The following is a 17,716-nucleotide window of genomic DNA, read 5'->3' on the forward strand; positions in this document are numbered from 1 at the left end:
GGGACTCAGACGACGGGGACTCAGACGAACCGGCGGACGAGGCTGAGGTCACCGACACGTCTGAGGCGGAAGAGTCAGGCAAGCGCAAGGGCGGGCGCACGAGCGTGCCGAGCTGGGACGACATCATGTTTGGCGCCGGCGACCGTCGCCGGCGCTGACGGTAGGACTGAGCGAGCAAGAACGCCCGTCCGGTCCGGCAAGAACGACCGCCCGGACCGGCAACCGCGACCGCCCGGTCAGGGGGTGGGGGGACGGGGGTGGGGCAGTGCGCAGAGGTCGAGGTCGAATGGGAGGACGTCCGGCGACATCGCTTGGGCACGGGCCGCGGAGGCGTTCATCCGGCGCATGTAGTGACGGCGGCAGAGCATCTCGTACTCGACCGTCGGCACCGCTTGCTCGTCGACGCCAGTGACGTCACCGACCACCACCTGCTCGCCCTCCACGACCATCACCCCATCGACCACGCGGGCGTTGACGGTCGCTGCCTTCCCGCACCAGCACAACGCCTGCACCTGCAGCTGCTGGGTCCGGTCAGCGAGCTCGATCAACCGGCGCGACCCCGGGAAGAGCTCGGTGCGGAAGTCAGCGGTGATGCCGAAGGCGAAGACGTCGATCCCCATCTCGTCCACCAGGCGCGCGAGTTGCTCGATCTGCACCGGGGTGTAGAACTGGGCCTCGTCGCAGATGAGGTAGTCGACGATCCGGCCGTTGGTGACTTGGTCGACGACCAGGTCCCAGAAGTCGAGGTCGTCCAGGACCTCCAGCGCCGGCTTGGTCAGCCCGAGCCGCGAGGAGAGGACGGCCTGCCCCGACCGGTCGTGCTTGCTGAAGAGCAGCCCGGAGCGTCCCCGCGAGGAGTGGGTGTGATCCATCTGGAGCGCAAGGGTCGACTTGCCACAGTCCATCGTCCCGGTAAAGAAGGCAAGTTCGGCCACGCCGGCAGTCTAGGCGACGAGGGTGCCGTGTCGGTCCGCCTCAGGACTGGTGCACCAGCAACGGGACTGCCGTCTCGGCGTCGGTGATCGAGCCGTGGTGCCCCACGAGCCGGACGACCTCGGGCCGCAGCAGCGAAGAGTCCATGACGGTGGCATTGCCGAGCATCGCGACGACCAGGTCGCCGACGCGCTCGGCCACCCCTTCACGCACAGGGCCCAGCCAGCCGGACTCCAGCAGCTCTTCGCGGGTGAGCACGATGGCGTCATCGGCCAACTCCGCACGCCAGAGTGCGGCCACGTCGTCGACCGCGCCCGGCTCGCACCATACCTGCGGGGCCCGTGGCTCCCCCGCCAGCAGCCGCACCCCCTGGCCCAGGGGGTCACCGGCGGCCAGATCACGACGCTGCGCGACCGGCGCATCGACCATGCCGTGGTCGGCGGTGACCACGAAGACGGTCCCCTTCGGGGCAGCCTGCGCCAGGGTGGCGATATAGCTGTCGACCGCCTCGACGGCCTCGCCCCACTCCAGGGTGCCCGGCCCGCGGACATGGCCGACCTTGTCGACCTCGTCCCAGTAGGTATAGACGAGTGCTCGTCCCTTGCGCCCCGCCTCCGCGAGCGCGCCGAGCACGCCCCTGACGCGCTCGGCCGTGGTGTCCGCCGCGCGATAGCCACCGCCGCGCAGGGCTGCGCGGGTGAAGCCCGACCCGTCAAACATCTTTCGCGAGACCGAGGTCATGGTGATGTCGAGTCGCCCGGCCTCCTGAAACAGGGTGCGGTGTGGCTGGTAGAGCTCCGGCGTCGGACCGTCCCGCCAGGCCAGATGATTGAACAAGCGCTCGCCGCCCTGCAGCCCGGTCTGCCAGCCGACGACGCCGTGGTCACCCGCCAGGCGTCCGGTGCCCAGGCTGGTCAGGCTGGTCGCGGTCGTCGACGGGAAGCCGCAGTGGGCATCGGGCACCGGCGAGGTGAGGGTTCGCAGGAAGGGGGCATGCCCGCTTCGTCGTGCCAGCTGCCTGGCCCCGAGCCCGTCGACGAGGACGACGACGACCTGGCGGGTCGGCGGCAGCGACCAGGTCGGTGCGGGGATACCCTCCGGCAGCCGTCCGCCGAGCGCCAGGAGCGCCGCCGGCACGACCGAGGCCAAACCCTCGCCAGGCGCGGGTGGCTGATAGGCCGCCCGGGCCGTCTCGACATACGCGCTCATCGCCCGAGGCGGGCCGAGAGCTCCTGGGCGAAGGCCAGGGCACGCTCGAGCCGTTCCACGCCTTCCGCGTCCGCCGCAACCCGCAAGGAGATGTCGTCGCTGGCGACGGTGCCCTCATAGCCGTGGTCACCCTCGCACTCGGGGTCGTCGCAGATGGCCGGGATCAGGTCGACCCGCGCCACCGCACCCCAGCCGAGGGTGAGGGTGGCGGCGCGTCCTTCGAGCCCACCGTCGAAGTTCTCCGGGTCGGGAATGACGTGGGTGAGCATCACTCCGCGGACCTGTCGCAGCGGCACGGTCTCACTCGTCGCGGTCGCCAGACGCTGGTGCTCGGGGCCCTCGTGGTCGTCGGCGTGCGCGATGACGAGTCGGCGATCGGTCAGGACGAGGACGGTCAGATGGTTGCGGACGGCGAGCTCGTCGAAGGTCGTCTCGGCGTGGACCAGGTGGCTGACCACCTGGTCGCGACCGACCGCGGTGAGCACGACGTCATGGACCACTGCCGGCAGATAGCCGGCGTCCTCGATGTCAGCGACCAGGGACTCGGGCAACGGGGACCTCAGGCGACGCACCATGGACCCATGGTGCCACCTGGTGTTCAGGAGGGCATCGTCCGTCGCTCGGCGTCGGTCCGCGTCGGGACGGGTGCGACGTGGCCCTGTGCTCCGAGCACCTCAATGCCGAGCGGGTGCGCCATGACCGGGTTGAGTCGCACATAGGCCAACTCGGGATGGTCGTCCGCCAGCACCGACAGGCGGGCGATGAGATCGTAGAGCGCCTCCAGGTCCACGGGCGGCGCGCCGCGGTAGCCATTGAGCAGCGGCGCGGCCTTGATCGAGGACACCATGTCGATGATGTCCATGTCGGTCAGCGGTGGGAAGCGGTGCGTGACGTCACCGAGCAGGTCCACCGGCACGCCAGCCACGCCAAAGCTGATGACCGGCCCGAAGAGCGGGTCCTCAGAGCTGAGGATCTCCACCGCCACGCCCGGCGGCGCCATCCGCTGCAGCGCGATACCTTCGGCCCCCAGGGGCGAGATGAGCGCTTCCAGGTCACGATAGGCCGCGCCGACGGCCTTCGGGTGCCGCAGGCCGGTCCGCACCCAGCCCTGCCCGGGTTGGTGCCGCAGGAGCGGAGAGGTCGCCTTGAGCACGATGGTGCCCTCCTGCTCCTTGTAGGCGGCGACCGCCTCCACGTCCGAGGTCACGGGGATCATCGGCCAGACCGGTATGCCGTAGGCCTGCAGCAGCGCGGTGGCCTCCTCCTCGGCCAGGTCGGTGCCGGCCGGGTCACGGCGCAGGGCCGTCTCGATGACGTCGTTAGCGGTGCGGCGGTTGATGCCCTCGGGACGGACCCGTTCGCCGTGGTCAGTCCGCAGCCACGCGGCGTAGTTGGTCGCTGCGGCGAGCGCGAGGACAGCGTCCTCGGGGGTGGGGTAGGCCGGCACGCCGCTGCCGGGAGTGACCCCCCGCATGCCGAGGAAGGTGGCGACGCACGGTTTTCCGGCGGCGGCCACCGCCTCGCCCAAGGCTTGGACCACCTCGGGGTCGATGCGGGCGACCGGCGGGCTGAAGCAGGCGATGACCGAATCGACGTCCGGGTCAGCCAGCGCCGCCTCGACAGTGGCGCGGATCTGCTCGGTCACCGCCTCCGCGTGGAGGGTGACCGGGCCGTGGACGACCTCCAGGTCCCAGGACTGGGCGGCACCGGCCGCCAAGGAACCGAGGGCGTGGCTGTTGGTCACCACGGCGACGCGCCGACCGGCGGGGAGCGGCTGGTTGATGACGAGCTGGGCGACGTCGAAGAGCTGGTGGACGTTCTCCGCACGGATCACGCCCGCCTGCTTGAGCATCTGCGCGAACGCTTCAGGGCGCTCCCGCGTGGAACGCACGTGGTGACCGGCCGGCGCCTTCTGGCCACCTGCCCCCGACTTCACCACGATGACCGGCTTGATCGAGGCGAGTTTGCGGGCGATGCGGGAGAACTTTCGTGGGTTGCCCATCGACTCCAGGTAGAGGCCGACGGCACGGGTGTCCTCGTCGTCCAGCCAGTACTGCATCAGGTCGTTGCCGGAGATGTCGACCCGATTGCCGGCGGAGGCGAAGGTGGAGATGCCTAGACCTCGACGCTGGGCCGAGGAGAGGACGGTCACCCCCAGCGCGCCCGACTGCGCGAACAGTCCCAGACCACCATGGCCAGGGACATGCCCCGTGTCCGCGATGGAGGCATTGAGCCGCACGGTCGGGTCGGTGTTGATCAGCCCGAAACTATTGGGTCCGAGGACGCGCATCCCGGACCGGCGGGCCTGGCGCAGCAGGCGACGCTGCAGCGCCTCCCCCTCGGGGCCGGACTCGGCGAAGCCCTCGGAGGCGACCAGCAGCGCCTTCACGCCTGCGGTGGCGCACTCGGCGACAGCGTCGAGCACGTCCTTGGCCGGGACTGCGATCACGGCCAGGTCCACGGCGGCATCGATGTCGCCGACCGAGGCGTAGGTCGGGTGACCGTTGATCAGCGTCCCCGGCTGAGCCCGATTGTTGACGGCATACACCTGCCCGGTGTAGCCACCGTCGACGATGTCGTCGAAGAAGGCACGCCCCACCGTGCCCGTCGTGCGGCCGGTGCCGATCACCGCAACCGTGGACGGGTAAAGCACTTGACGCACCGACCGTGCCTCCGACCGGTGCTCCCGCGACATGCGGACCGCGCGGGAGGCGTCGGTCGGCTCGATGTCGAAGGAGACCGCGATGACGCCGTCGTCGAACTCGTGGGCGACCTCATACCCTGCGTCCTTGAAGACGCTGATCATCTTGCGGTTCTGGGGCAGGACGTCGGCGAGGAACTGCTTGACGCCGTCCTCGCGGGCGATGTCGGCCAGGTGCTCGAGCAGGACCGAGCCGATGCCTCGCCCGTGGTGGTGGTCAGAGACGTTGAACGCCACTTCGGCCACCGGTCCGCTGGGCTTGAGCCGGTCGTAGCGACCGATGCCCACGAGCTGGTCGTTGATCATCATGACCAAGGCCACCCGGTCGCTGTAGTCGACATGGGTGAAGCGGTGCACGTCGCGGTCCGAGAGCCGCTTGATCGGGGCGAAGAAGCGCAGGTAGATGGACTCCGCGGACTGTGCGGCGTGGAACTCGTGGATGGGCTCGATGTCGTCGGGGCGGATCGGGCGCACATGCCCGACCCTGCCGTCGGAGAGGACGACGTCGGCCTCCCACTCCTGCGGGTAGCCCGGGGGCAACTCTGCCTGCTCCGTCATGGGTCCACTATCCCACTGGGCGTGCACCGCAGGCTCGCTGCTGTCCCCCGGCTCCCGCCGCAGGCGGCGGCCTTGTCCCCGCGGCGTGCCACGATCGTCCGCATGGACTTCAAGGACGTGGTGCGACGGCGGCGGATGGTGCGGGCCTACGACCCGGACCGACCGGTGCCCCGAGAAGTCATCGACCGGGCGCTGGAGCACGCGATCAGGGCGCCGAGCGCCGGTTTCTCCCAGGGCTGGGACTTCCTCGTCCTGACCCAAGCAGCTGACCGCGAGCGCTTCTGGGCATCCACGAGCCCGAGCGAGGGTGGCGCGCCCGACTCCTGGCTGCGCGGGGTGAGGACCGCGCCCTGCCTGATCGTGTGCCTCTCGGACAAGGACACCTACCTGTCCCGCTACGCCGAGGCGGACAAAGGGTGGACGGACCGTGACGAGGCGCGCTGGCCGGTCCCCTTCTGGGACGTCGACACCGGGATGGCGGCGCTGCTGATGTTGCTCACGGCGGTCGATGAGGGCTTGGGCGGGCTCTTCTTCGGGGTGCCACCGGAGCGGCACGAGGGCGTGCGCAACGACTTTTCCATCCCGTCCGGCAGAGGCTTCGTCGGGGTGGTGGCGATGGGGTATGGCGTGCCGGACCGCCGGTCTCCGTCCTTACGTCGTGGTCGCCGACCGGTCGCGGACGTGGCTCACGAGGGACGTTTTGGACACCGATGGGCCACTTCGCCCTGACGTGCTGGCCCTCAGTGCTCCTGCTGGCGCAAGAACTCCCCCACTTCGGCCCGGGTCGGCGCTGTGTCCGGCCCCCTGCGGGTCACCTTGATCGCTCCTGCCGCGTTGGCGCGGCGTGCCGCCTGGAGCCAGTCGGTGCCCAGGACTCGCTCGCCGCAGAGCACCCCGGTGTGCGTGTCCCCGGCACCGTTGGTGTCGAGCGGTGTCTGCGGATAGCCCGGCACAGAGGTCGTCCGACCCTCGACGTGCACGAAGCACCCCGCTGGTCCGTCGCGCACGATCACCGCGGCCGCCCTCGACAGACGCGCGGCGACTGCCCCGCAGGACGCTTCGGCATCGTCGACCCCGGTCAGCTCCTGGGCCTCCTGCGCGTTAGAGGTCCACACGTCCGTCATGCCCAGCAGGCGGGCGGCGATCTCCGCAGGGATGTCGGCGAGGGCGGCCCCAGGGTCGAGGACGACGACGACGCCCTCGGGCAGGTCGGTGAGCCACTGCAGGAGCGGGTCTCGGGTCGGCGGGTAGAGGCTGTAGCCGGTGACGCACACCAGGTCGCCCGGTTGGGGCTCGCTGGTCTGCAGGGAGGTGACGGAGATCTCCCGCTCTGCTCCATACGTAGTCACGAAGGTGCGCTCCGCGCTCGGCTCGACGAGGACGACGCAGATGCCGGTGTCCAGGCCGGGAACCGGAGGGGCGCTCACCTCGACCCCCTCGTCGGTCAACGCCTGGCGCACCAGGTCACCGTTGGCACCGGTGCCGTGGGCGCCGGCGTGGGCAGCCGGTGCGCCAGTGCGCGCGGCGGCGAGCAGGGTGCTGACGGCCCCGCCGGCATAGCGCCGATAGGTGGCCGCGTTGACGTTGCCGCCGCGAACGGGCAGGCCGGGCACCTCGAGCACGACGTCGACCAACGCCTGCCCGGTATGGATCACTCTGGCACTCACGAAGGTCAGCCTGCCACGATGAGGGCATGAGCACCGCCACTTCCCGCGTCCTGTCCCGCCTCGACCAGCACCGCCCCTGGCTCGAGGACCTCTACCGCCACCTGCACGCCCACCCCGAGCTGTCCATGGCTGAGCACGCGACCTCTGCTCGGGTCATCGAGGAGATCAAGGGTATGGAGGGTGCCGAGGAGCTGGAGATCGTGACCGGCCTCGCGACCACCGGGGTGGTGGTCGTGGTCCGCAACGGCGAAGGCCCGACGGTGCTGATGCGGGCCGACATGGACGGGCTGCCCGTGGCGGAGGACAGCGGGCTCGACTATGCGTCCACGGTCCGGGTGCAGAACGAGCTGGGCGAGAGCGTGCCGGTCATGCATGCCTGCGGCCACGACACCCACGTGGCCACGCTGCTCGCGTCGTTGCGTCTGCTGCTGGAGTCACGGGATGCCTGGTCGGGGACCCTGCTCGTGGTCTTCCAGCCCGCAGAGGAAGCCGAGAACGGGGCCGACGCGATGGTGGCCGACGGCCTCGTCGACCGGTTGCCCGCACCGGACGTGGCGCTCAGCCAGCACGTGCTGCCCGGCCCGGCCGGGTCGGTCCTGGTGGCGTCCGGGCCGATCATGGCCAGCTGCGACGACTTCCGGATCACGTTGCGCGGCAAGGGCGGTCACGGATCCGCGCCGCACACCGCGCTGGACCCCGTGGTGATGGCGGCCTCGCTGGTCATGCGGCTGCAGACGATCGTGTCGCGGCAGACCTCTCCGGCTGCCACTGCGGTGGTCACCGTCGGCCGGATGGTGGCGGGCACCAAGACCAACATCATCCCCGAGCAGGCGGTGCTGGAGGGAACGGTGCGGACCTATGACGCAGACGTGGCCGCCGCGTGCCTGGCCGCGATCGAGCGGACCACCCGGGCCGAGGCTGCCGCCTGGGGCGCGCCGGAGCCAAAGTTCGAGACCTTCGACCACCTGCCGGTCACGGACAACGATCCCGAGACCACCGCCGTCGTCCGCTCCGCGCTCGCGGCTGAGCTGGGCGAGGACCAGGTCCGCGTCTTCCACCCCGAGAGTGGCTCGGAGGACTTCTCCTCGCTGCCGAACGCCTGGGGAATCCCCTACTGCTACTGGGGCTTCGGTGCCTTCGAAGCCTCGGACTGGAGGAAGCGGGAAGCGGCCGGGACGCTCGCTGAGCTGCCCGACAACCACTCGCCGCAGTTTGTCCCCGTCCTGCAGCCGATGCTCGACACCGGGGTGCGCGCGATGGTCGCCGCGACGCTGGCCTGGGTCGGCGTCGGGTCGGGCCACTAAGCCTTTGAGCCGCCCGTGACGACTACAGGGGTGAGGGCCCTTCGGCTAGGACGGCGGCCTGACCACGTCCTGGATCACCTCGTTGCGTCGCAGGAACCACGGCTTTAACGGCGGATCGAAGCGGGCCCAGCGAGGACTGCCGACGAGCTCTAGACCGGCAGCCGTGACGGCTGCCTGCAGCTCCGCAAAGTGGCGCCGATAGCTGGACTCCGACCAGCGGCCGCTGTAGTTGACAACCGCAGACAGACACTCGGGGACCGTCCTGATGTTGACTTCCGGGTTGCCCGGAGTCGGAGCGGTCTCCTCGGTCATCGACTCGGGGAGCACGAAAGCGACGACGTAGTCCCCCTCCTGGGTCTGCGTCTGCACCACCGGGGCGGTCATCGCGATCTTCTCTGAGGGGGCGGCCTGCTGGACGACCGGCGCGGTCATCGCGATCGACGTCTGCGACGTGTTGTTGCCGCTGATATAGCCGAACAGGGCTCGGAACGCCCGGTTGCCGGCGTCCTCCATCGACCCTCGGACGCAGACCTCTGCCACCACGTGCGCCGGGTAGCGACGCAACTCAAAGCCGGGGTGCTGCTCGATCAGCTCAAAGGGTTGTTGTTCGGTCACCCCTTGAGTCTACGAGCGGCGGTGGCCGCGAGCGGGCCCACGGCTGAGAGCAAGACCTGAGCCTCCTACTGCGCAGTCCACCCACCATCCATCGTGTAGGACGCACCCGTAGCCATCCCGGCGTCGTCCGACATCAGGAAGGCCGCCAACGCGGCCACCTCGGCTGGCTCGATCAGTCGCTTGACGGGCGAGCGGGTCAACATGATCTTGGCCATGACCTCGGCTTCAGGGATGCCATGGGTGCGAGCCTGATCGGCGATCTGGGCCTCGATGAGGGGGGTCCGCACGTAGCCGGGATTAAGGCAGTTGGAGGTCACCCCATGCGGTGCCCCTTCCAACGCGGCGACCTTGGACAACCCCTCCAGGCCGTGCTTGGCGGCCACATACGCGGATTTGAACTCGGACGCACGCAGTCCGTGAGCCGAGGAGATGTTGACGATGCGGCCCCAGCCCTGTGCATACATGTGCGGCAGGGCGGCACGGATCAGCAGGAAGGGCGATTCCAGCATGAGCCGCTGGATGAGACGGAAGTCCTCCGGCACGAACTCCTGGATCGGCGCGACCCGCTGGATGCCGGCGTTGTTGACCAACACGTCGCACTCCAGCTGAAGGTCATCCAGCGCCTCTGTCTCGGACAGGTCGACGACCCACGCCTCGCCACCGATGTCGGCAGCAACCCGCTCCGCGCCCTCCCCGTCACGGTCCGCGACGATCACGCGGTGACCATCCTGGGCGGCGCGTTGCGCTACCGCCTCCCCGATCCCGCTCGCGGCCCCCGTCACCAGCACTGTCCGTGTCGTCATCGACTTACGCTCCTCTTCCGTGGCTCGGCTCGGCACAATGCCGTCGCCAGCATCTTGGGCCGCGACAGCAGACCATGTCCATGTCTGCGCTACCCATTCAGGGCGGACGATTTATGTGAGGACACCACATAGGCCTGTTCCGCGGGGCAATCTACGGTGAATCCTCATGAGCCCTGCCGATCTTGTCGCCGACGACGCGCACGTCTATGCGCTGTCTGCGCACCACCTCACCAAGGACTTCCGCGGGTTCCTCGCGGTCAACGACGTCACCCTGGACGTCCGTGAAGGCCAGGTGCACGCGCTCGTCGGTCCGAACGGCGCCGGCAAAACGACGTTGTTCAACCTGTTGACCGGGTTCATCAAGCCGACCGCAGGCACCATCACCGTGCACGGCAAGGACATCACGGGTCAGGAGCCGGAGGTGATCGCCCACCAGGGCGTGGCCCGGTCCTTCCAGATCACCAGCCTCTTCGACAACCTGACGCCCCGCGAGCACCTCGAGTTGGCGCTGCAGGGCATGGCCGGTGGAGGTATGCAGTTCTGGCGCTCGGAGTCGGTGCTGCTCCGCTTCCGCGACCGGGCCGACGAGCTGATCGAGCAGGTCGGACTCTCCCACCTGGCTGACCGGCCGGCCGGCGAGCTCGCCTACGGGCAGAAGCGGGCCCTGGAGATGGCGCTCGTCCTGGCGCTCGACCCAAAGGTCATGCTCCTCGACGAGCCGACCGCTGGCATGGGCCGCGAGGACGTGGAGCGCACCATCGAGTTGGTCAAGAAGATCGCCCACGGTCGCACGGTCGTCTTCGTCGACCACAACATGCACGTGGTCGGTGAGCTCGCGCACGAGGTGACGGTCCTCATGCAGGGCCAGGTCCTGGCGCAGGGCACCTACGAGCAGGTGCGCAACGACGAGCGCGTCATTACCGCCTACCTCGGAGAGGACAGCCATGCTTGAGGTCAGCGGACTCGACGCCTACTACGGCGAGGCGCAGGCCCTGCACGGGGTCAGCATCACGGTCAAGGAAGGGGAAGTCGTCACCCTGGTGGGCCGCAACGGCGCCGGTAAGACCACGCTGCTGCGTTCGATCATGGGGCTGCACCCCGGCGTCTCGGGAGCGATCACCCTGCGCGGAGAGGACCTGACCACGCTGCCCCCTCACCAGCGCGCCCGCAGGGGGCTGGGCTGGGTCCAGGATGACCGAGGGATCTACGCCTCGCTCAACGTCGAGGAGAACCTCACCCTGGCCCCCGTGACCAACACCGACAAATCCTGGTCGATGGAGCAGGTTTACCAAGCCTTCCCCGTCCTGGCTGACCGCCGTCGCGCGCCGGGCACCACACTCTCCGGCGGCGAGCAGCAGATGCTCGCGGTCGCCCGCGTCCTGCGCACCGGGGCCGCGATGCTCCTGCTCGACGAGCCCAGCGAAGGTCTGGCCCCCGTGATCGTCCAGCGCATCCGCGACATCCTGCTGGAGGTCAAGGCGCAGGGCACGACCGTGCTGCTCGTGGAGCAGAACGTCAAGTTCGCCTCCACCGTCGCCGACCGCCACTACGTCCTGGCCGAAGGCGTCGTCATGCGCGATCTGGACAACGAGGAGTTCACCTCCCGCCAGGACGAGCTGCTGGAGTACCTCGGCATGTGACCCAGCGACTCCAGCGCCACCTATCTCCATCCACTACCCGTGCCCACCACCACCAGTGCTGCCCGCAGCATCTCAAAGGAGAGAACCACACCATGAGTAAGAAAAACATCCTGATCGCGCTGGCCAGCGCCAGCGCGCTCGTCCTGTCCGCGTGCGGCGGGGGCGGCCCCAGCGCCGACGAGGGCAAGTTCACCGACGGCAAGGTCGTCCTGGCCGTCCTCAACGACGCCAGCGGCGTCTACAAGGACCTGTCCGGCCCCAACTCGGTCAAGGCTGTCGAGATGGCCGTCGCCGACTACCAGGAGAAGTACGGCGACAAGGCCGTCGTCAAGGAGGTCGAGGTCAAGTCCGCCGACCACCAGAACAAGCCGGACATCGCCAACACCAAGGCGCAGGAGCTCTACGACCGCGACGGTGCCGACATCATCCTGGACGTGCCGACCTCCTCGGCCGCGCTCGCCGTCGCCGGCCAGGCGCTGGCCAAGAAGAAGCTGTTCGTGGACATCGGCGCGGGCACCACCGAGCTGACCAACGGCCAGTGCAACAAGTACACCTTCCACTGGGCCTACGACACCTACCAGTTGGCCAATGTGACCGGCACCGCAGTGACCGAGAACGGTGCCAAGAACTGGCAGATCATCTACCCCGACTACGCCTTCGGCCAGGACATGGACAAGTCGTTCACCGCAGCCGTGGACAAGGCTGGCGGCAGCGTCGGCGACCACATCGCCACCCCGTTCCCCAACGACAACTTCTCCACCTTCCTGACCAAGGCTGCCGGTGAGAAGCCCGATGTCATCGGCGCCATGCAGGCCGGCGGTGACCTCATCAACCTGGTCAAGCAGTACAACGAGGCTGGCCTGAAGGACGACGGCATCTCCCTGGCCGTGGGCCTGATGTTCATCACCGACATCCACTCCCTCGGGGTCGAGGCCTTCGAGGGCACGCAGTTCGCCGAGGCGTGGTACTGGAACCACGACGACGAGAACCGCGCGTGGGCCGACAAGTTCCTGGAGAAGACCCAGACCCGTCCCTCGTTCGCGCACGCCGCGAACTACTCGGCGGCAGCGGCATACCTTGAGGCGGTCCAGGAGACCGGCACCGACGACGCCGACACGATCGTCAAGAACCTCGAGGGGAAGAAGATCAACGACGTCTTCCTCAAGAACGGAGAGGTCCGCGCGCAGGACCACCGCGTCATCCACGACGTCTACCTGGCCAAGGTCAAGGCCAAGGCCGACGTCACCGAGGACTGGGACTACGAGGAGATCGTCTCCACCATCCCCGCCGCCGACGCCTTCATGCCGCTGAGCGAGTCCACCTGCAAGATGGACGGCTGACCGTCAGGTCGCTCGCGCATCGTCGGGTCGGCCTGAGCTGACCTGATCGGACCCCGGGTGCCCTGCGTGGCGATATGTCCCCACGCCACGCAGGCGCCCGGCCTCCACCTCCCCAAGGACAGTGATGAATCAGTTCCTGCAGTACACGATCCAAGGCCTGGCGGCCGGCAGCTTCTACGCCCTCGCCGCCCTCGGTCTGGCGATCATCTTCGGTGTGCTCGGTGTCGTGAACTTCGCGCACGGTGCGTGCTACATGCTCGGAGCCGTGATCGCCGCGGTGCTCCTTGACCTGACCGGGCTCAGCTTCTGGTGGGCCCTGATCGTGGTGCCGATCCTGATGTTCATCGTCGGAGTGCTGATCGAGAGGTTGTTCGTCTCTCGCCTGATCAGGCTGGATCCGCTCTACAACTTCCTGCTGACCTTCGGCCTGTCCCTGGTCCTGGTCGACCTCGTCAAGCGCCGGTATGGCGTGTCGGGCCTTCCCTACACCCGCCCTGAGATCCTCACCGGGCAGATCGACATCGGTGCGCTGCGGCTACCGACCTACCAGGTGTTCGTCCTGATTTTCTCGCTGCTGGTGTGCCTGGCCGTCTGGCTGCTGATGACCCGGACGCGGATCGGGATGATCGTGCGCGCCTCGACCGAGAAGGCCGAGCTGACCAAGGCTCTGGGCGTGGATGTCAACAGGTGGGTCACGCCGGTGTTCGGCTTCGGCATCGCGCTGGCCGGCCTGGCCGGCGTTCTCGCTGCACCGTTTCGCGCGATCACCGCCGACATGGGGTCCAACTTCATCATCATCCTGTTTGCCGTAGTCGTCATCGGCGGCCTCGGCTCGATCGTCGGCTCAGTGGTCGCCGGCTTCCTCGTCGGCCTGGTCGAAGCCTTCGGTCAGGCCTACGCCCCCGCCCTTTCCCAGATCGTGATCTTCGTCCTCATGGCCCTGGTCATCCTCTGGCGACCAGCCGGCCTGTTCGGGCGGGAGGAATCAAAGTGAAGCGCTCCCCCCTGCACCTCGTCCTGGTCGTCGTCGGTCTGTTGGCCGCCCTGACCCTGCCCTGGGTCGTCTATCCCCCGATCGCGATGGACATCGCCTGCTGGGCACTCTTCGGCGTCGCGCTCGACGTCCTCCTGGGCTACGCCGGGTTGCTGTCCTTCGGTCACGCTGCCTTCTGGGGCAGCTCGGCCTACGTCACCGGCCTGGTCGCAATCGAGCTCGGTATGCCGTTCCCGGTCGCCGCGCTCGCTGGCGCCGTCTTTGCGATGCTGCTGGCACTGCCCTTCGGGCTCCTGTCCGTCCGCAGCAGCGGCATCTACTTCGCGATGGTCACGCTGGCCTTCGCGCAGATGGTCTTCTTCGTCGTCAACCAGTGGCGTGGGCTGACCGGTGGTGAGAACGGTCTTCAGGGCGTCCCCCGCAACTTCTTCGGGGTAGCGGTGGTGGAGTCCGACGCCTTCTACTTCTACTACGCGGCACTCCCGATGATCCTGCTCGGCATCTGGATCGCCTGGCGAGTCGTCCACTCCCCCTTCGGCCGGGTCCTGGTCGCCACCCGCGACAACCCGGCCCGGGCTCGTGCCCTGGGCTACGACGTGGAGCGCTACCGGGTGATGGCCTTCGTCATCTCGGCGGGTCTGGCGGGCCTCGCTGGCGGCCTCTTCGCCCTGTCCCACGGCTTTGTGTCCCTGCAGGAAGTGGCCTGGCAGACCTCGGGCAAAGTGGTCCTGATCACCGTCCTCGGTGGCATCGCCACGCTCTGGGGCTCGATCATCGGCGCCGCGATCATCGTCCTGATGGAGGACGCGCTGGCCTCCTCCGGTTTCGACGGCATCGGCATCATCACCGGATCGGTCTTCATCATCGTCGTCCTGCTGTTCCGCCGGGGCGTCTGGGGCACGCTCGTCGACTTCGTCGCTCGTCGACGCGGCCACAAGGTCGTCGAGGAGCCGATCGGCGCCGCCGACGGCGAGGAAGTCTCCCTCTAGACCGAACGGTCGCCCCTGCCACACCGAACGGTCGCCCCTGCCACACCGAACGGCGCCTCTGGCCGGTTCAGGGCGAAGGCAGGACTCGGCGCAGGCGGAGGGCTAAGGAGACTTCGAGCAGGCGTTCGGGTGACTGCCAGCCATCGCCGAGCAGGCGACCCACCCGGTCCAGACGCTGGGTCACGGTGTTGGGGTGCAGGTGCAACTCCTCACCAGATCGGCCCAGGTGACGGTCCTGACCGAGCCAGGTCTCCAGCGTCAGGACGAGGTCGGTGCCCCGGTCCCGGTCGTAGTCGAGCACGGGTCCGAGGACGGCATCCACCTGGTCGGCGGGATCCCCCTTGCCGAGCAGCAGACCGACGAAGCCCAGCGACGCGGAGTCCGCCACGTCGCCGCGTCGCCCCAGCGCGAGCAGCGCCTCCAGGCAGCGCGTCGCCTCCTGGTATGCCGACCGCACACCTTCCACCCCCGTCACCGGCCCGGCGACCCCCACCGTGGGTAGCACCCGACCCACGGTCCGACGCGCACTGGGGCGCGTCCGACCGGCCAACTGCACGATGTGACGGCCGGTCTCCAGCGCGTCGCGGTCCGGCAGCATGAGCACCATCCGGTCCCCCACCTCGGCGCTGAGCCCGCTGTGCGTGGCAGCGAGGTCGCCCGTGGCCTGTCGCACTCGGGGGTCGGCGCCGTCGATGACCAGCAGCGAGATCTTCCTGGACAAGTCGGTGCCCAACAGGCTCGCCCGCGCAGTGAGCGAGCCCGCCCCCGCCCGCCCCACGAGCAGGTCGACCAGCAGGTCACCGCGCAGACGCGACTCGGTCTGCGCCACCGACCGCCGCACCACCATGATGAGCGCAGCGGTCATCGCCGCCCTCTCCAGAATCCGCTGGTTGACCTCGTCGACCTCGCTACGCAACAGCACCGCGGCCAGCGGCACGCCGCCAGCCCACACCGGCGCGACGGACCTGCCGTCACCGGTGACCGTGTGATTTTCTTCCAGTGCGCCGTGCAGTTGGTCCAGGTCGACGTCATCGGTGCCCAGATCGGGCGCGCTGCTGGCCAGGACCGCACCCTGCGCATCCAGGATCTGCACCGGCTCCTCGAGGACCTGATGCAGCTCGCTGGCCATGTCCTCCAGGCCGCCGCCCCTCAGCACTACCCCGGCCAGTCGGTCATGGGCCCGCGCAGAACGCTGAACACCCTCGATGTTGCGCTGCAGCAGCTCTCCGGTGGCCTTCAGGTCAGCCAACGCCGCCGCCGTCTGCTCGACGCGACGGGCATTATCGAGAGCGATCGCGGCGTGCGCCGCAAAACTGGTCATCAGGTCGATGTCTTCGCGAGCAAAGGGCCGCACCTCGTGATTTGCGGCGTAGAGGACGCCGATCACCCTCCGGCCGATCAGCAACGGCACGCCCATGATCGAGCGGATCTCCTCCCCGGCGACCGCGTGGTCGATGCCCCGCAGGTGCCGGAAGCGCTCGTCCGTGAAGTAGTCATCGGTGGCATAGGGCCGAGCGGTCTGGGCCACCAGGCCGCCCAGCCCCGCACCGAACGGCAGCCGGACGTTGCGGAACTCCTCGGTGTGGATGCCCTGCGTGATCCGCATATAGGTCTCACCGGCCTCGTCGTCATTCAGGGACAGGTAGGACACGTCGCAGGCCAGCAACGTCCGGGCCCGTCGCACGATGGCCTCCAGCACGTCATCGAGCTCTTTGAGCTCGGCGAGGTCAGCGACGGTGTCGAACAGCGCTGACAACTCCGACTCACGACGCTGCCCGATCTCGCGCAGTGCCCGCGCCCGCACGGCCAGGTCATGGAGCCGCTGCACGTCGTCGGGGTCCCCGCCCTCCTCCTGCAGACTGCTCAGCAGCGCGTTGTAGTCCTGCAACGGACGATCCTCGGCCAGGAGCGCCAGGAACCTCTCCCCCGGCAGCCGCAGGTCCTGACTCACGACGAGCGGGCCGACCAGGCGAGGCGGGCAGCGACCAGGTCCTCCAGGGAGCTCCCGACCGACTTGAAGACCGTGACCTCCTCCGCAGTGCTTCGTCCGGTATGGCGACCTGCCGCCAGGTCCGCGAGCGTCGCCTTCACGTCTTCCTCCGTGAGGGTCCCGCGCTCGAGCGGCCCAACGAGGTCGCCCGGCTCGTGCAGCGCGGCCGGGACATCGATGAACAGACTGGCGCTGGTGATGAGCTCTTCGTCGGCCTCGATCATTGAGGCCGAGAAGGCACCGATGAGGTCGACGTGGGTGCCGGGACGCACATCGGCGCCGAGCACCAACGGGCTGGTCGCGGAGGTGGCTGCGGTGATGACGTCGGCCCGCCGGACCGCCTCCCGCAGGTTGCCGGCTACCTGCGCCTGGAAACCATCGGCGCGCAGCCTCTCGACCAGCGCCATGGCCTGTTCCGGCTTGCGCGCCCAGACCCGCGTCATCGCCACCTGCCGCACTGCTGCATACATCACCGGGATCGCCGCATTGACGTTTCCCGCGCCGATGAGGAGGTGCTCGCCGATCCGTGGCGGCGCGAGATAGTCGGCCGCCAGCGCGCTGGCGGCCGCGGTACGCAGCCGGGTCAGCTCGGTGCCGTCCAGAACCGCGACGGGCACGCCGGTGGTGGCGTCAGCGAGCAGGTAGGAGCCGTTGATCGCTGGCAGCCCACGCTCGCTGTTGCGGGGATAGTGACCGACCACCTTCACGCCGATCAGGTCGCCCTTGGTCCAGGCCGGCATGACCAGCAGCGTGGCCCCCAGGTCCTCGTCGATGCGGTAGTGACCACGCTCGGGCACCGTGGTCGCGTCCGGGTGGGCGAAGGCGTCCCGCAGCGCCTCGACCAGGGCGCAGGGATCGATGAGGTCACGCACGCGCGCGGCGTCAAGCAGCTCCATACGCGTCACCCAACCACACCCCTCGGCCTCGCCCTCACCCCACCGGGCGGGCTCGCCCTCGCACCCGCCCGCGGACG

General features: G+C 68.9%; 16 protein-coding genes. 7 read left to right on the forward strand and 9 right to left on the reverse strand.

The window, feature by feature from the left end; genetic code table 11:
- Positions 1-236: 236 nt before the first annotated feature.
- From Q4P07_RS01205 to Q4P07_RS01220, 4 genes are read right to left on the reverse strand one after another with little or no spacing between them, the layout of a single operon-like run.
- A complete protein-coding gene (locus Q4P07_RS01205) occupies positions 237-935 on the reverse strand; it encodes a thymidine kinase (RefSeq protein WP_303373058.1) in 699 nt (232 codons plus the stop codon).
- 40 nt (positions 936-975) lie between these two features.
- Positions 976-2,142, reverse strand: coding sequence for an alkaline phosphatase family protein (locus Q4P07_RS01210; RefSeq protein WP_303373059.1), 1,167 nt, complete (start codon positions 2,140-2,142; stop codon positions 976-978).
- Entirely contained in the window at positions 2,139-2,717 is a 579-nt protein-coding gene (locus Q4P07_RS01215; protein ID WP_303373060.1) for a DUF5998 family protein, read from the reverse strand. The genes Q4P07_RS01210 and Q4P07_RS01215 overlap by 4 nt, the downstream gene beginning before the upstream one ends.
- Positions 2,718-2,740: 23 nt before the next feature.
- Entirely contained in the window at positions 2,741-5,401 is a 2,661-nt protein-coding gene (locus Q4P07_RS01220) for a GNAT family N-acetyltransferase (protein WP_303373061.1), read from the reverse strand.
- Between the two features lie 102 nt (positions 5,402-5,503).
- Here Q4P07_RS01220 and Q4P07_RS01225 point away from each other — a divergent pair, with 102 nt between their 5' ends.
- Positions 5,504-6,130, forward strand: a complete 627-nt coding sequence (locus Q4P07_RS01225; RefSeq protein ID WP_303373062.1) for a nitroreductase family protein — start codon at positions 5,504-5,506, stop codon at positions 6,128-6,130.
- Between the two features lie 11 nt (positions 6,131-6,141).
- On the opposite strand, the gene Q4P07_RS01230 is transcribed toward Q4P07_RS01225, so the two are convergent.
- Entirely contained in the window at positions 6,142-7,077 is a 936-nt protein-coding gene (locus tag Q4P07_RS01230) for a PfkB family carbohydrate kinase (RefSeq protein WP_303373119.1), read from the reverse strand.
- Positions 7,078-7,094: 17 nt separating this feature from the next.
- On the opposite strand from Q4P07_RS01230, the gene Q4P07_RS01235 reads away from it, so the two are divergent.
- The gene (locus Q4P07_RS01235) at positions 7,095-8,372 is read left to right on the forward strand and encodes an amidohydrolase (protein WP_303373063.1); all 1,278 of its coding nucleotides are present in this window, start codon (positions 7,095-7,097) and stop codon (positions 8,370-8,372) included.
- A 45-nt stretch (positions 8,373-8,417) separates the two neighbouring features.
- Here Q4P07_RS01235 and Q4P07_RS01240 read toward each other — a convergent pair whose 3' ends face one another.
- Together Q4P07_RS01240 and Q4P07_RS01245 are read right to left on the reverse strand one after the other, a co-directional pair.
- The gene (locus Q4P07_RS01240; protein WP_303373064.1) at positions 8,418-8,987 is read right to left on the reverse strand and encodes a heme-binding protein; all 570 of its coding nucleotides are present in this window, start codon (positions 8,985-8,987) and stop codon (positions 8,418-8,420) included.
- A gap of 65 nt (positions 8,988-9,052) precedes the next feature.
- A complete protein-coding gene (locus tag Q4P07_RS01245) occupies positions 9,053-9,790 on the reverse strand; it encodes a 3-hydroxybutyrate dehydrogenase (protein ID WP_303373065.1) in 738 nt (245 codons plus the stop codon).
- A gap of 166 nt (positions 9,791-9,956) precedes the next feature.
- Here Q4P07_RS01245 and Q4P07_RS01250 point away from each other — a divergent pair, with 166 nt between their 5' ends.
- The 5 genes from Q4P07_RS01250 to Q4P07_RS01270 all read left to right on the forward strand — a co-directional run bounded on the left by Q4P07_RS01250 (position 9,957) and on the right by Q4P07_RS01270 (position 14,753).
- Entirely contained in the window at positions 9,957-10,742 is a 786-nt protein-coding gene (locus Q4P07_RS01250; RefSeq protein ID WP_303373066.1) for an ABC transporter ATP-binding protein, read from the forward strand.
- Positions 10,735-11,430: an ABC transporter ATP-binding protein gene (locus tag Q4P07_RS01255; RefSeq protein ID WP_303373067.1), complete on the forward strand. Its 696-nt coding sequence runs from the start codon at positions 10,735-10,737 to the stop codon at positions 11,428-11,430. Before Q4P07_RS01250 ends, Q4P07_RS01255 begins: the two co-directional genes overlap by 8 nt.
- Before the next feature lie 92 nt (positions 11,431-11,522).
- Entirely contained in the window at positions 11,523-12,770 is a 1,248-nt protein-coding gene (locus tag Q4P07_RS01260; RefSeq protein ID WP_303373068.1) for an ABC transporter substrate-binding protein, read from the forward strand.
- A 124-nt stretch (positions 12,771-12,894) separates the two neighbouring features.
- Entirely contained in the window at positions 12,895-13,764 is an 870-nt protein-coding gene (locus Q4P07_RS01265) for a branched-chain amino acid ABC transporter permease (protein ID WP_303373069.1), read from the forward strand.
- Entirely contained in the window at positions 13,761-14,753 is a 993-nt protein-coding gene (locus Q4P07_RS01270) for a branched-chain amino acid ABC transporter permease (protein WP_303373070.1), read from the forward strand. The genes Q4P07_RS01265 and Q4P07_RS01270 overlap by 4 nt, the downstream gene beginning before the upstream one ends.
- Before the next feature lie 67 nt (positions 14,754-14,820).
- Here Q4P07_RS01270 and Q4P07_RS01275 read toward each other — a convergent pair whose 3' ends face one another.
- Together Q4P07_RS01275 and Q4P07_RS01280 are read right to left on the reverse strand one after the other, a co-directional pair.
- The gene (locus Q4P07_RS01275; protein WP_303373071.1) at positions 14,821-16,704 is read right to left on the reverse strand and encodes a GAF domain-containing protein; all 1,884 of its coding nucleotides are present in this window, start codon (positions 16,702-16,704) and stop codon (positions 14,821-14,823) included.
- Positions 16,701-17,639, reverse strand: a complete 939-nt coding sequence (locus Q4P07_RS01280) for an ornithine cyclodeaminase family protein (protein ID WP_303373120.1) — start codon at positions 17,637-17,639, stop codon at positions 16,701-16,703. The genes Q4P07_RS01275 and Q4P07_RS01280 overlap by 4 nt, the downstream gene beginning before the upstream one ends.
- Positions 17,640-17,716 lie beyond the last annotated feature (77 nt).

The sequence above is a fragment of the Ornithinimicrobium sp. genome (genome assembly GCF_030537745.1).
Taxonomy (GTDB): domain Bacteria; phylum Actinomycetota; class Actinomycetes; order Actinomycetales; family Dermatophilaceae; genus Ornithinicoccus.